General features: G+C 42.0%; 12 protein-coding genes. All 12 read left to right on the top strand.

Annotation, left to right across the window (positions count from 1 at the left end):
- Window positions 1-27: 27 nt before the first annotated feature.
- The 12 genes from DWW43_RS09045 to DWW43_RS08990 all read left to right on the top strand — a co-directional run bounded on the left by DWW43_RS09045 (window position 28) and on the right by DWW43_RS08990 (window position 15,693).
- Complete coding sequence (locus DWW43_RS09045) at window positions 28-2,424, top strand: N,N'-diacetylchitobiose phosphorylase (RefSeq protein ID WP_119963351.1); 2,397 nt, start codon at window positions 28-30, stop codon at window positions 2,422-2,424.
- A gap of 168 nt (window positions 2,425-2,592) precedes the next feature.
- A complete protein-coding gene (locus DWW43_RS09040) occupies window positions 2,593-3,252 on the top strand; it encodes an ATP-dependent Clp protease proteolytic subunit (RefSeq protein ID WP_119963350.1) in 660 nt (219 codons plus the stop codon).
- 124 nt (window positions 3,253-3,376) lie between these two features.
- Window positions 3,377-4,252 (top strand): undecaprenyl-diphosphate phosphatase, encoded by an 876-nt coding sequence (locus tag DWW43_RS09035; RefSeq protein WP_008400755.1) that lies wholly within the window; start codon window positions 3,377-3,379, stop codon window positions 4,250-4,252.
- A 26-nt stretch (window positions 4,253-4,278) separates the two neighbouring features.
- Window positions 4,279-6,981 (top strand): DNA translocase FtsK, encoded by a 2,703-nt coding sequence (locus DWW43_RS09030; protein WP_119963349.1) that lies wholly within the window; start codon window positions 4,279-4,281, stop codon window positions 6,979-6,981.
- Between the two features lie 111 nt (window positions 6,982-7,092).
- Window positions 7,093-8,763, top strand: a complete 1,671-nt coding sequence (locus DWW43_RS09025; RefSeq protein WP_008400758.1) for a formate--tetrahydrofolate ligase — start codon at window positions 7,093-7,095, stop codon at window positions 8,761-8,763.
- A 17-nt stretch (window positions 8,764-8,780) separates the two neighbouring features.
- Window positions 8,781-9,623 (top strand): bifunctional methylenetetrahydrofolate dehydrogenase/methenyltetrahydrofolate cyclohydrolase FolD, encoded by an 843-nt coding sequence (gene folD / locus DWW43_RS09020; protein WP_119963348.1) that lies wholly within the window; start codon window positions 8,781-8,783, stop codon window positions 9,621-9,623.
- Window positions 9,624-9,641: 18 nt separating this feature from the next.
- Complete coding sequence (gene rimO / locus DWW43_RS09015) at window positions 9,642-10,958, top strand: 30S ribosomal protein S12 methylthiotransferase RimO (RefSeq protein WP_119963347.1); 1,317 nt, start codon at window positions 9,642-9,644, stop codon at window positions 10,956-10,958.
- Window positions 10,955-11,485 (top strand): CDP-diacylglycerol--glycerol-3-phosphate 3-phosphatidyltransferase, encoded by a 531-nt coding sequence (gene pgsA, locus DWW43_RS09010; protein WP_119963346.1) that lies wholly within the window; start codon window positions 10,955-10,957, stop codon window positions 11,483-11,485. The genes rimO and pgsA overlap by 4 nt, the downstream gene beginning before the upstream one ends.
- Window positions 11,486-11,760: 275 nt before the next feature.
- Complete coding sequence (locus tag DWW43_RS09005) at window positions 11,761-13,173, top strand: carboxyl transferase domain-containing protein (RefSeq protein ID WP_008400763.1); 1,413 nt, start codon at window positions 11,761-11,763, stop codon at window positions 13,171-13,173.
- Between the two features lie 16 nt (window positions 13,174-13,189).
- Window positions 13,190-14,122: an OadG family protein gene (locus DWW43_RS09000; RefSeq protein WP_119963345.1), complete on the top strand. Its 933-nt coding sequence runs from the start codon at window positions 13,190-13,192 to the stop codon at window positions 14,120-14,122.
- A gap of 18 nt (window positions 14,123-14,140) precedes the next feature.
- The gene (locus DWW43_RS08995) at window positions 14,141-14,524 is read left to right on the top strand and encodes a biotin/lipoyl-containing protein (RefSeq protein WP_008400765.1); all 384 of its coding nucleotides are present in this window, start codon (window positions 14,141-14,143) and stop codon (window positions 14,522-14,524) included.
- A 38-nt stretch (window positions 14,525-14,562) separates the two neighbouring features.
- Window positions 14,563-15,693 carry a sodium ion-translocating decarboxylase subunit beta gene (locus DWW43_RS08990; protein ID WP_008400766.1) on the top strand — a complete coding sequence of 377 codons (1,131 nt, stop codon included), beginning with the start codon at window positions 14,563-14,565 and terminating at the stop codon, window positions 15,691-15,693.
- Window positions 15,694-15,713 lie beyond the last annotated feature (20 nt).

The raw sequence follows: 15,713 nt of genomic DNA, 5'->3' as shown, positions 1-15,713 counted from the left end.
ACAAAAATTATACGGGAGGGTATGTGTGTGAAATACGGACATTTTGATGAAACCAGAAAAGAATATGTAATAGATAGACCGGATACTCCTGCACCTTGGGCGAACTACCTTGGTTCGCCTGCTTATGGTGCGATCATCTCTAATAATGCAGGCGGTTACAGCTTTGAAAAAAGCGGTGCAAACGGAAGAATCATCCGTTACATCTTCAACAGCTTTGATCAACCTGGAAGATATGTATACTTAAGGGATGACGATACTTCAGATTTCTGGTCAGCATCCTGGCAGCCGGTAGGCAAGAGCCTGGATGAGTATAAGAGCGAGTGTCATCACGGAACTGCATATACGAATATTATGGCAGATTATTCCGGCATTCATTCTGAGGTACTTTATTATGTACCGCTGGATAAGACACATGAGGTATGGAATGTAACTCTGACAAACAGATCCGATAAGACCAGACATCTGTCTGCGATCGGTTTCTGTGAATTTACAAACGACTGCAACTATGAGCAGGATCAGGTAAACTTACAGTATACATTATTTATTTCAAGAACCTACTACAGAGATCAGAAAATCCTTCAGGTGATCAATGAGAATGTAGTGAATGATTCAGTGGATGGAAATGCTGTAAACAAGCGTTTCTTCGGACTTGCAGGCAGTGAAGTTGCTTCTTACTGTGGAGATAAAGAAGAATTCCTTGGTATGTATCACACATATGCTGATCCGGTTGCTGTTATCAATGGTGACTGTGGTAATAAATTAAATTATAACGAGAATTCCTGTGGTGCACTTCAGACAAAGATCACACTTGAGCCGGGCGAATCAAAGACATTTTCATTTATTCTTGGCATGAAGGATGAAGCTACAGCAAATGAGATCATGAAAGCCTATGAAGATGAGAAGACCTGCGCTGCAGAGCTTCAGGAGCTGATCGATTACTGGCATGGTAAGTTAGATAATTTCCAGGTTAAGACACCAAGCGAGTCATTTAACAACATGATCAATACATGGAATTCTTATCAGTGCTTTATGACCTTTATCTGGTCAAGGGCTGCATCCTTTACATACTGTGGTCTGAGAAACGGTTATGGCTACAGAGATACCGTACAGGATATTCAGGGTATCATCCATCTTGCACCGGAAATGGCACTGGAAAAGATTCGTTTCATGTTATCCGCTCAGGTAGATAATGGTGGCGGACTTCCGCTGGTTAAGTATACACATAATCCTGGCCATGAGGATACACCAGATGATCCATCTTATGTAAAAGAGACCGGACATCCTGCATATCGTGCAGATGATGCATTATGGTTATTCCCGACCATTTACAAATATATCGCAGAGTCAGGTAATATCGGTTTTATAGATGAGGTTATCCCATTTGCAAATAAGGATGAAGGAACCGTATACGAGCATTTGAAGAGAGCAATCGACTTCTCTATGAATCGTCTGGGTGACAATGGAATGCCTGCAGGACTTCATGCGGATTGGAACGACTGCTTAAGACTTGGCAAGCGTGGAGAGTCTACATTTGTAGCAATGCAGCTTTATTATGCAATGACTGTAATTAAGTATTTTGCAGAGTTAAAAGATGATGCAGATTATATTGACTATATCAATGAGATCCAGTATAAGATGGGTAACACCATTCAGGAGAAGTGCTGGGAGGATGACCGTTATATCCGTGGATATAAAGAGGGCGGTATGGTGATCGGTTCCAAGAATGATCCTGAAGCAAGCATGTGGCTGAACCCTCAGTCATGGGCAGTTATCAGTGGCCTTGCTACCAGAGAACAGAGCGAGCTTGCATTGGAATCTGTTCACAGAGAATTAAATACACCATATGGTGTCAGACTGATGTTCCCGCCATATAAGGAGCATGCGTTTGACGGAGCGTTAATGCTTCTGTTCAATGCAGGAACAAAGGAGAATGCAGGTATCTTTTCACAGCCACAGGGTTGGATCATCCTTGCTGAAGCATTGATGGGACATGGTAATCGTGCATTTGAATACTTTGACGAGAGTTCACCGGCATCTATGAATGATAAGGCCGAGGTTCGTAAGTTAGAGCCTTACTGCCATGGTCAGTTCACGGAGTCAGTTGGAAGTCCTTATGAAGGCCGTTCCCATGTTCACTGGCTGACAGGAACAGCATCTACCTGTATGGTTGGATGTGTTGAAGGTATCATGGGTATGCGTCCTGATTTCTATGGAATTAAGATCGCGCCTGCAGTACCATCTGACTGGAAAGAGTTCGATATCACAAAGAACTATCGTGGTAAGAAGTTAAATATTCATGTTACAAATCCGGACGGACATGAAAGTGGCTGCCAGAGCATGACTGTAAATGGAAAGGTAATGGAAGATAACTACATTCGGTTTGATGAACTGGATGATGTAAATGAGATTACACTCGTTATGTAATTTATGAATAATTTCATATAAAGTATCAAACAATAGGCAGGAAGAAATGAAAAAATCTTCCTGCCTGTTATTTTTTGCAAAAAAGTTGTGGTTGAATGGAAAAGCAAAAATGATATTCGTATTTATACAGGCGGAACATTTCTGACTATAAGAAAGGAAGTCGTTTATATGGATCAGGAATTAAAAAGACAGGAACTTATTGTAGAAAATGGTCAGATCATCATAAACGGAAACAAAGAAAAATATAATATATTGTTACTTGATATCATCGGGGAGATTGAGGGGCATGTCAGTCTGCCATCTGATACCAAGACTACAAAATATGAGCATGTATTGCCGGAGCTTGCGGTTGTTCAGGATGATGAGAGCATCAAAGGTGTACTCGTATTATTAAATACAGTAGGCGGGGATGTAGAAGCTGGTCTTGCAATAGCAGAGATGCTGGCATCGATCAGCAAACCGGTTGTTACACTGGTGCTTGGAGGAAGTCATTCGATCGGTGTGCCACTTGCGGTATCGGGTGATGTATCATTTATCGTACCGACAGCAACAATGGTCGTACATCCTCTCAGAGTGTCCGATACCGTATTAGGTGTGAGACAAAATTACGAATATATCGAACGGATGCAGGATCGAATCATACAGTTTACGTCCTGTCATTCCAAGATCGATGAAGATTCATTAAGATCGATCATGTTCAATACACAGGAATTATCCAAAGATATCGGTTCGGTTCTCGTCGGAAAAGAAGCAGTCAAATGCGGCATTATTGACCGGATAGGAGGAATATCGGATGCATTAAACATACTCTATGACTTGATAAATTGATGGAATGATAGTAAAATAGGCTGATGGTTCGTTTTTTACGGCTTTTGGCCAGTACATAGAAAAACGGTATAGATAGAGAAAAATAATAAAACAGTGCTGGTTCATACAGCAGATCGGAGCAATTATGTCACTATTAGAATCAATCATTATGGGAATCATTCAGGGAGCAACCGAGTTCCTTCCCGTCAGCAGCTCAGGACATCTCGCAATTTTTAAGAACATGTTTCATGTAAATACAGATACAGGTATCATGTTTGATATTCTGCTTCATTTTGGTACGTTGGTTGCCATCTTTATTGTGTATTGGAAGGATATTGTTGAACTGATTGTAGAAGGATTTACTATTATCGGTCTTGCCTGCTGCAATGTAGGGAGATTTTTTGCAAATCTGTTTTCCAAGGAGAAGAAACCATATCGTAAGATCATTGAAACGGAATACCGTAAATTTGTAATGCTTGTTATTTTATCAACACTTGTAACTATGGTGATTGCACTTCCGTTTGAGAGCAAGATTGAAAATGCCGGAAATACTTTATTAGTTCCGGGATTTTGTCTCTGTATCACATCTGTGATCTTATTTATTGCTGATCGTGTTCAGAAGGGTAATAAAGGACCTGCAGAGGCTACATATAAGAATTCGTTATTTATAGGTCTGGCGCAGGGTATTGCAACTCTTCCTGGTATTTCCAGATCGGGTTCTACGATTACAGCAGGTCTGGCATGTGGATTCAACAGAGAATTTGCAGTAAAATATTCATTCATCATGTCGATTCCGACAATCCTTGGAGCATGTATTCTTCAGATTCCGGATCTGGCAGGAGCAAGTCTTACCGGGTCAGAGATCCTGAATTATGTGAGCGGTATGATCGTTGCGGGCGTTGTAGGCTTCCTTTGTATCAAAGTGATGCTGAAATCAGTAAAGAACAATAAATTCAAAGGATATTCCATCTATTGTTTATGCGCAGGTGTGATATCTGTTGTTTATTATTTTGTACGTTAATTTAAGTAAGTAAGTGGGAGAAGAAAATGGCTGAAACCAGAAAGAAAAATGGGACGGGAAAGAAAAATAGTACAGCTAAAAGGTCAAATACAGTATCAAACCCCAATACATCAAAAAAGCAGATGGAACAGCAGATAGAAGAAGATAACAGGGAAGTACGTCTGGAAGTAATCCTTTTAGTCATTCTTGCTTTTTCCATATTTTTGATGATCGCTAACTTTGGCAAATGTGGAAAGGTCGGCGATGCAATATCCGGGTTTCTGTTTGGGGTGATCGGATTTGCTGAGTACATATTCCCGGTGTATCTTTTTATATCATCGGCATTTGTTATTTCCAATTTGGGCAATAAAAAGGTCAGAAATGAAGTAATCTATATCGGTATGGTTCTGATGATCATATCAATGATCAGCCAGATGATCTTCACAACTGATTATTTATCGGTAAAACAGTTATATCTGGATGGATATAAGGAGCATATGGGCGGTGGAATTATCTGTGGCGGTCTGTTCTTTATCTTCCGGAATACGATCGGTATTGTGGGTGTAACATTGGTAATTATACTTGGTGCGCTTGTTATGTTTGTTCTGATCACAGGAATCTCTGTGATTGATACCTTTAAGAATCTGATCAACAGTTTTTACAGGGAAGAAGAGTATGAAGAACCGGAGCAGGAACACAGACCGGTCAAGAAGAATAAGAAAAAGTCTGCAAATAATCAGGTAAGGCTTGAGAATCTGAAAGTCTATGAAAGCGATGAAAAGCATAAGGGTAAAACGAAAGACTTCTTTGAGAATGAGGATGAGATCCATGAAATAAATGTACCGGATGACGATTTCCTTACATTCAATAATGATGTAGAGAAGATTGTACTTCATGATGAAAGAGAAGAACAGATACCGGTATCGTTTTCGAAGAAAACGTCGGTTACAAAGAGCAGGAGAAAATCAGAGCCTGCTTCTGTGGAAACGGCAGCCGGTGTTTCGTCGGCAGTTCCTATGGGTGATACACAGGAGATTCCTGTTCAGCAGACAAAAGACATCTTTGATGCTGAATTTGATGATGAGGAAGATGTTCTTTCCGGTGCGATCAATGGAAATGAGCATCCGGAGGTTGTCAGTGTGATACCGGATGATTATGATCCGGATATGGATTCTGCATTTTCCAGTGTGACAGGAAAGGCAGAGAACTCTCAGACAGTGAAGAAGCCTGCACCGGCGGCAGACAAGCCCGGACAGAAGAACTATAAAGAGGGAGCGAAGTATAAATTTCCGGGGCCCAATCTTCTGGCACAGCCGCCGAAGAATCACAATGCGAACCGGGATGCACAGGTACGCTCTACAGCGATCAAGCTGAAGAATACATTGGAAAACTTCGGTGTTAATGTTACGATCACAAATTATAGCTGCGGACCGGCGGTTACCCGGTTTGAGATGCAGCCGGAGCAGGGCGTGAAGGTCAGTAAGATCCTTGGTCTTGCCGATGATATTAAGTTAAATCTTGCAGCCGCGGATATTCGTATCGAAGCCCCGATCCCCGGTAAGGCAGCAATCGGAATCGAAGTGCCAAACAAAGAAAATTCAATCGTTGCATTCCGTGAACTGGTGGAATCGGATAATTTCAAGAATTCCAAATCTAAGATCGCGTTTGCAGTCGGTAAAGATATCAGTGGACAGGTTATCGTTACGGATATAGCCAAGATGCCGCACCTTCTGATCGCCGGTGCGACAGGTTCCGGTAAATCGGTCTGTATCAATACGCTGATCATGAGTATCTTATATAAGGCAAAACCGGAAGAAGTAAAACTGATTATGATCGATCCGAAGATGGTTGAGCTTGCCTGTTATAATGGCATCCCGCATCTGCTGATCCCGGTTGTAACCGATCCGAAGAAGGCATCCGGCGCACTTAACTGGGCAGTAGAGGAAATGACCAGAAGATATCAGATGTTCGCAGAATGTGGAGTCAGAAATATACAGGGATATAATGACAAAGTAGAACAGGCACTTGCTTCCGGATCAGTAGATGATGAGAAGCTAAAGAAGATGCCGACGATCGTTGTGATCGTGGACGAGCTTGCCGATCTGATGATGGTTGCTCACGGAGAAGTGGAAGATGCGATTGTCCGTTTGTCACAGCTTGCCAGAGCGGCAGGTATCCATCTGGTTATAGCAACTCAGCGTCCATCGGTAGATGTTATTACCGGTCTGATCAAGGCAAATGTTCCATCGAGAATTGCATTTGCTGTATCATCCGGTGTAGATTCCAGAACCATCTTAGATATGAATGGTGCAGAGAAGCTTCTTGGTAAGGGTGATATGTTATTCTATCCGACCGGTTATCCAAAACCGGTTCGTGTGCAGGGAGCTTTTGTTTCGGATGAAGAAGTGTCAGCCGTTGTGGAGTATCTGAAGAAACAGAACGGTGTCGGAACTTATGATGATGATATATCTAAGTCTATTACACAGACCGGAGCGGCCGGTGCACCCGGTATGAGCGGTGGAAGTGATAAGGATGATTATTTTGTAGAAGCCGGACGCTTTATCATTGATAAAGAAAAGGCCTCGATCGGAATGCTGCAGCGCGCGTTTAAGATTGGCTTTAACCGTGCGGCACGTATCATGGATCAGCTTGCAGGTGCCGGGGTTGTAGGCCCGGAGGAGGGCACAAAGGCAAGAAAGATACTTATGACGCAGGAAGAATTTGACGAATATATAGATAATAATCTATAATACAGATTCAAATGATATTTATACAGGGAAAATGCCGGTGAAGGGATATAGCGTGCATAGGCAGATTTTACCTGATATAGGATAAAATTACACTCAGGGAGGACATATTAAATGTTAAACGACATCGAAATTGCACAGCAGGCAGAGATGAAGAATATAAAGGAGGTTGCGGCAAAGCTTGACATCAAAGAAGATGATATCGAGATGTATGGCAAATATAAAGCAAAATTGTCAGATGAGCTGATCGCTTCCGTACAGAAAAATGAGAATGGTAAGCTGATCTTAGTTACAGCGATCAATCCGACTCCGGCAGGAGAAGGAAAAACAACGATCACAGTCGGACTTGGTGAAGCTATGGGAAGGCTGAACAAGAAAGCGGTTATCGCACTTCGTGAACCATCACTTGGTCCTTGCTTTGGTATCAAGGGCGGTGCTGCCGGCGGCGGATATGCACAGGTAGTTCCGATGGAGGATCTGAATCTTCATTTTACGGGTGATTTCCATGCGATCACATCTGCAAACAATCTGCTTGCAGCAATGATGGATAACCATATTCATCAGGGAAATGCACTCGGCATTGATGTGAACCGTATCGTATTTAAAAGATGTATGGATATGAATGACCGTGCGCTTCGTCATACCGTGATCGGACTTGGAAAGCGTGTAGATGGTGTACCGAGAGAAGATGGCTTCGTGATCACGGTTGCATCAGAGATCATGGCGATCCTATGCCTTGCAGCGGATTTCAATGATCTGAAAGAGAGACTTGGCAGGATCATTGTTGCTTATAATTATCAGAACGAGCCTGTAACAGCAAAGGATCTGAAAGCGGTTGGTGCTATGGCTGCACTATTAAAGGATGCGATCAAGCCGAATATGATCCAGACGTTGGAGCATACACCTGCACTTGTGCATGGTGGACCATTTGCAAATATCGCACATGGCTGTAACAGTGTAATCGCAACAAAGACAGCATTAAAGCTGGCAGACTATGTAATTACAGAGGCTGGATTCGGAGCAGATCTTGGTGCAGAGAAGTTTTTTGATATCAAGTGCCGTATGAACGGACTGAAACCGGATGCAGTTGTTCTGGTTGCGACCGTAAAGGCATTGAAGTACAACGGCGGTGTACCGAAGACAGAGCTTGGTCAGGAGAATCTGGAAGCATTAAAGAAAGGTATCGTAAACCTTGAAAAGCACATCGAGAATCTTCAGAAGTATCAGGTTCCTGTTGTCGTTACTTTAAACCGTTTCATCACAGACACAGATGCGGAACTTGCGTTTGTGGAGAAATTCTGTAAGGACAGAAACTGTGATTTCGCTCTTGCAAATGTATGGGAAAAAGGCGGCGAAGGCGGTATCGAGCTTGCAAATGCAGTATTAAATACACTTGAGAACAAAAAGAGTGATTTTAAAGTATTATATAAAGATGAGTTGTCAATTAAAGAAAAGATCTCATGCATTGCAACAGAGATCTATGGTGCAGCAAATGTAACATACAGTCCGGAAGCAGATCGTGCGATCGCTAAGATTGAAGAAATGGGATTTGGAAACTTCCCTGTATGTATGGCAAAGAATCAGTATTCACTTTCGGATGATCCGAAGAAGCTTGGAAGACCGGAAGGATTTGATATTAATATCCGTGAAGTATATGTCAGTGCAGGTGCCGGCTTTGTGGTTGCGATCACAGGAACAATCATGACAATGCCTGGTCTGCCTAAGGTACCGGCCGCTGAAAATATCAGTGTAAATGATGACGGTGTAATCTGTGGATTATTCTAAGGAGGAATAAATCGAATATGGTTCAACTGATTGATGGAAAAGCAATATCAAAACAGATAAAAGATGAATTAAAGGAACAGGTAGCAGAGCTTTCGGCAAAAGGTGTAAAGATCTGTCTGGCAGTTATTCAGGTAGGGAATGATCCGGCATCTTCCGTATATGTCGGCAATAAGAAAAAGGCATGTGCTTATATCGGTATTGATTCTTTGTCTTATGAGCTTCCGGAAGAGACAACGGAGAAAGAACTGTTAGAGCTGATCGATAAATTGAATAAGGACGATGCTGTAAATGGAATTCTGGTACAGCTTCCGGTTCCAAAACATATCGATGAGGACAAGATCATCAAAGCAATCTCACCATTAAAGGATGTTGATGGCTTCCATCCGATGAGCGTCGGAGCATTAAGTATCGGTCAGCCTGGATTTGTATCCTGCACACCGGCTGGTGTGATCCAGCTCTTAAAGCGTTCCGGAATCGAGATCGCAGGAAAAGAATGTGTTGTGATTGGCAGAAGCAATATCGTAGGCAAGCCTATGGCAATGCTGTTATTACGCGAGAATGGAACGGTTACGATCTGTCATTCAAAGACAAAGGATCTGAAAGAGGTATGTAAGCGCGCAGATATTCTTGTAGTTGCGATCGGCAGACCGAAGATGATCGATGCATCCTATATCAAAGAGGGTGCAACAGTGATCGATGTCGGAATACACAGAGACGAGAATAACAAATTATGTGGTGACGTTGATTTTGAATCAGCAAGCAAAGTTGCAGGAGCAATTACACCTGTACCGGGCGGAGTTGGTCCTATGACGATCGCAATGCTTATGCATAACTGTGTAGATTCGATCAATATAAAATAACCTGAGGAAAGAACATATATGAAAGTATTGATGGTATCATTGGGCTGCGATAAGAACCTTGTGGACAGTGAGGTAATGCTCGGACTTCTGCATAAGGCAGGACATGAGATCACAAATGATGAACATGAGGCAGAGGCAGTTGTTATCAATACCTGTGCATTTATCAAAGATGCGCAGGAAGAAAGTATTAATACGATAATAGAATACGGAGAGCTGAAGAAGACAGGATCATTAAAGAAGCTGATCGTTACCGGCTGCCTGTCACAGCGATATAAAGATGATATCCTTGCAGAACTGCCGGAGATCGATACGATCGTCGGAGCTGCAAATTATGACGCGATCGTAGATGCGATCAGTTCTGAGGAGAAACATTCCTTTGTTACGGATATTAATTATATGCCGGAGACAGTTGGCGGACGTATCGTTACGACCGGAGCTTCTATGGCATATCTGAAGATCGCAGAGGGGTGCGGAAAAATGTGTACTTACTGTGCAATCCCATATATCAGAGGAAAATACAGAAGTATTCCGATGGAACAGCTTCTGGCATCTGCAAAAGAGCTTGCTGCACAGGGAGTAAAAGAACTGATCCTTGTTGCACAGGAAACAACACTCTATGGAGTGGATTTGTATGGTGAAAAGACACTTTCAAAATTATTACATGAACTCTGCAAGATCGAGGAAATCCAGTGGATACGTTTGATGTACTGCTATCCGGAGGAGATCACAGACGAGCTGATCGATACGATCGCAGAGGAAGAAAAGGTCTGTCATTATCTCGATATACCGATCCAACATTCAGAAGATCCTGTATTGCGACGCATGGGAAGACGTACCTGTAAAAAGAATATTGTGGAATTGATCGCAAAGCTTCGTATGCGGATTCCTGATATTGCGATCCGTACAACGCTGATCGCTGGTTTCCCGGGTGAGACAGAAGCAGATCATGAGGCACTTATGGAATTCGTGAATGAGTCAGAATTTGACCGCCTGGGTGTGTTTACATATTCACCGGAGGAAGGAACACCTGCTGCATCATTTCCGGATCAGATTGAAAATGAGGTTGCAGAAAAATGGCGGGATGATATAATGGCATTGCAGCAGGAAGTATCATATGACAAGAATCAGGAGCTGCTTGGCAAGAACCTTACGGTACTGATCGAAGGATATGTTGCGGAAGATGATGTATATGTCGGAAGAACCTACAGGGATGCGCCCGATGTAGATGGTATGGTATTTGTTGATGCACCATATGAGCTGATGTCCGGCACCTTTGTACAGGTTCGGATCACGGATGCGAATGAATATGATCTGACAGGGGAGATGATAGAATGAATTTACCAAACAAATTAACAATCCTGAGAGTTATAATGATCCCGTTTTTTGTTGTGTTCATGTATCTTGATTTTACAGCAGCCAAATGGATCGCACTTGGCATCTTTATTGCTGCGGCGATCACGGATACATTAGACGGGCAGATTGCAAGAAGATGTAATCTGGTCACAACATTTGGAAAGTTCATGGATCCGTTAGCAGATAAACTTCTGGTATGTTCTGCGATGATCGCATTAGTCGATCAGGGACGGATTCCGGCATGGATCGTTATTATTATCATTGCGAGAGAGTTTATCATCAGCGGATTCCGGCTGATCGCGGCAGAAAAGGGTGTTGTTATCGCGGCTGGTATCTGGGGAAAATTAAAAACTGTTGTACAGATGGTCATGGTTTGTTTTCTAATCGGTAATCTTGGTGGAAAAGTGATATTTGTGATTGAACAGGTGCTGATCTATGCTGCACTTGTATTAACGGTCATTTCACTGATCGATTATCTGGTATCAAATAAAAATGTCCTGAAGGATTAATATAAAAATAGCGGTTATGCAGTTATGAACAACTAACAACAGAACAGACAATTATGGGGAAAGTGGGGTATTTTCTGACAATTAATTCCGCTTTCCTCTTTTGTTTTTTAAGTAAAAATATCAGGGTTGTTCAATTATTAAAAAGTGTTGAAAAAACTGTGTCGTAATAATAATTTTACTTGAAATAAATTCGTAAAGGCTTTACAATAAAATCGGCATAAATTTGGAATTACTTTTATGTAACTCCTAAAAATAAATTTAATGGAGGACTAGAAATGAGCAACAAACTCACCCTGTCAGCAAGCGATAGAATTAATGCATTGCTTGATGACGCAAGCTTTGTTGAAATCGGTGCTTATGTGAAAGCAAGAAATACTGATTTTAACATTCAGGATAAGGATACTCCAAAAGATGGTGTTATTACCGGATATGGTGTTATCAATGGCAATTTAGTGTATGTATACAGTCAGGACGCTAAAGTTTTAGGCGGTTCTGTTGGTGAGATGCATGCTAAGAAGATTGCAAAAATTTATGATATGGCTATGAAGATGGGTGCACCTGTCATCGGTATGATCGACTGTGCAGGACTCAGACTTCAGGAAGCTACAGATGCACTGAATGCATTTGGTGAAGTATATGGCAAGCAGGTTATGGCTTCAGGTGTTATTCCTCAGATCACAGCTGTTTTTGGTGCATGTGGCGGCGGTGCTTCACTTGTTCCATCATTATCAGACTTCACTTTCATGACAAAGGAAGGTGCAAAGTTATTTGTAAATTCTCCAAATGCTTTAGCAGAGAACAATATTACAAAGTTAGATACTTCCGCAGCTGATTATGTAAGTGAGAATACAGCAAATGTAGATGGTGTATTTGAGACAGAAGAAGAATTACTTGGTATGATCCGTGCATTGGTTGAGGTTCTTCCAAGCTGTAATCTGGACGACAAGGAAGCTTCTGCAAATGACAATCCAAACAGAATTATCCCAAATCTTGATTCTTACAAGAACGATCCAAGAGCAGTGATCCAGAATATTGCCGATGATTCTCTTGTGCTTGAGATGAAGAAGGAATATGCAGGAGATGTTGTTACAGCTCTGATCCGTATGGATGGTATCACAGTTGGATGTGTTGGTAATCAGGAAGATACGATCACAACAGCGGGTGCATATAAAGCAGAAGAATTTGTAGATTTCTGTGATGCATTTAACATTCCTGTTCTTACACTTGTAAATGTAACAGGTTTTGCTGCAACAGTTGAAGAAGAGAAGACCATCTCAAAGGCTCTTGCAAAGCTTACAAATGCATATGCAGATGCAACAGTTCCAAAGGTTACGGTTGTTATGGACAAGGCCTATGGAACAGCATATACGGTTATGAACTCCAAGGCAATCGGAGCTGATATGGTATATGCATGGCCGGATGCAGTGATCGGTACTATGGATCCTGAGATGGCAGTTAAGATCATGTATGAAGATGAACTTGCAGCAGCAGACGACAAGCTTGCATTCATCAAGGAGAAGAAAGCAGAATATGTTGCAGCTCTTTCAGGAGCAGCTTCGGCAGCATCCAGAGGATATATCGATGATATCATCGAGCCTGATGCTACAAGAAAGAGAGTGATCGCAGCGATCCAGATGCTCCTTTCAAAGGAAGAAATGAGACCTTATAAGAAACACGGTACTATATAAAAGGAGTGACAACTAAATGAAGAAAAAATTATTATTAATAGTTTCTATGTTAGCTGTTACTTTTATGTTTGCCGGATGTAGTGCTTCTGATGATAACGGAGTAAAATTTGCTTATAACGATCAGGAGATCGCTCAGGTAGCAAAAGATGCCTGTGAGACATATCAGAAATATGCAAGCGCAGATGAGACCTATAACTATGTTATAGAAGCAGGCGAGGATGCAGGGGTTTCTGAAAATGAGATAGAAGCAGTCAAGTCATTCCGTAATATCGGTGATGAGTGCGGTGAGTTTAAAGATTTTACAGGTGAATACAAGATTACAGAGACAGAAGGAAATGTAATTGTAACTCTTTATGCTGACTGTACAGAAAAAGAGGCATTGATCAAGGTAACATTCGTAGATAACAGTGCAACATATAACTTACAGAGATATCAGTTAATGAACCAGTATGGTTACAGTGAAGAGAAAGCTGATGAGGCACTTGCTTCACAGGGCATGTATCCATATAAGTCAACTGATGTTGAGATTGCAGCAAACATGACATTTGAAGATAAGATGAAGGCAGCCGGAACCAACACCCTGATCGGTATGGCAACTGTATTCGTTGTTCTTATCTTTATATCATTTATCATCTATCTGTTAAAATTTGTTCCCGGCTTCTTTGATAAAGAAGCAAAAGCAGCCAAGAAGGCAGCTAAAAAAGCAGCAGAAGCAGCTAAGGCAGAGCCTGTTGCTGAGACAAAGGAAGAAGATGCAGGATCTGCACCGGCAGGACAGATTGTTGACATCGTTAAGACAGAAACAGGTGAAAGCGTAATGAATGATTCTGAACTGGTTGCAGTTATCACAGCCGCAGTTGCTGCTGCATCAGCAGGACAGAATGCATATACAACGTATCCAAGCAAAGATAAGCTTGTGACACGCCCGATCAGACGTATTAAGAGATAATAATAGGAGGATATATCGATGAAGAATTATAGAATTACAGTAAATGGTACATCATATGATGTTTCAGTTGAAGAATTAGCAGGTGGCGTTGCCCCTGTAGCAGCACCAGTTGCAGCAGCTCCTGTAGCTGCACCGGCACCAGCGGCAGCACCGGCACCAGCACCGGCAGCTAAGTCAGCAGGCGCAGGTTCCATTAAGGTTGCTTCTCCGATGCCTGGCAAGATCCTTGATGTTAAGGCAAATGTTGGTGATGCAGTTAAGAAGGGACAGGTTATTCTGATCCTTGAAGCTATGAAGATGGAAAACGAAGTTGTTGCTCCGGAAGATGGTACAGTAGCAAGCATCGACGTTGCATCAGGTGCAACTGTTGAAGCAGGAGATACATTAGCAACTCTGAACTAATGCTGTACTTGTATAAATCTGATAGGAGGAACGACTAAATGAGTAGTATAGTTGACGTATTGTCAAATTTAGCAAATCAGACAGGTTTTGCAAGTCTTGACTGGAAAAATTACGTTATGATCCTTGTAGCGTTCGTTTTCATGTTCCTTGCAATTAAGTTTGGTTTTGAGCCACTTCTTCTGGTACCAATCTCATTTGGTATGTTACTTGTTAACATGTTTCCAGATATAATGGCAGAAGGCGGATTATTACATTACTTCTACATGTTGGATGAATGGAGTATTCTTCCTTCACTGATCTTCATGGGTGTAGGTGCCATGACAGATTTTGGCCCGTTGATCGCAAACCCTGCAAGCTTTCTTCTTGGAGCTGCAGCACAGTTCGGTATCTACGGCGCATATTTCCTTGCTTTCCTGATGGGATTCAATGGTAAGGAAGCAGCAGCTATTTCTATTATCGGTGGTGCAGATGGTCCTACATCTATCTTCCTTGCCGGTAAACTTGGAATGGGTGGTACATTACTTGGACCAATCGCAGTAGCAGCATATTCTTATATGTCACTGGTTCCGATCATCCAGCCACCTATTATGAAAGCACTTACAACAAAGAAAGAGCGTCTGGTCAGAATGCCACAGCTTCGTCCTGTAACCAAGCTGGAAAAGATCCTTTTCCCAATTATCGTTACAGTCGTAGTTGTTCTGATCCTTCCTACAACAGCACCACTGGTTGGTATGCTGATGTTAGGTAACCTGTTCCGTGAGTGTGGTGTTGTAAAACAGCTTACAGAGACAGCATCCAATGCTATGATGTATATCGTAGTTATCTTACTTGGTACATCTGTTGGTGCAAGTACAAGTGCAGAAGCTTTCTTAAAGATCAGTACTTTAAAGATCGTATTACTTGGTCTGATCGCATTTGCATTCGGTACAGCAGCCGGTGTATTATTTGGTAAGTTAATGTGCCTGGTAACAAAGGGTAAGGTTAATCCGCTGATCGGTTCAGCCGGTGTATCTGCCGTACCTATGGCAGCCAGAGTTTCTCAGAAGGTAGGTTCCCAGTATGATCCTACGAACTTCCTTCTGATGAATGCAATGGGACCAAATGTTGCAGGTGTTATCGGTACAGCAGTTGCAGCAGGAACATTCCTTGCAATCTTTAATGTACAGTAATGATCATAATCATATGAGAA

The sequence above is a fragment of the Clostridium sp. AF15-41 genome (genome assembly GCF_003604095.1).
GTDB lineage: Bacteria > Bacillota > Clostridia > Lachnospirales > Lachnospiraceae > Coprococcus.
The sequence above is the reverse complement of the archived record's forward strand: the minus strand, read 5'-3'. Positions and strand labels throughout refer to the sequence as shown.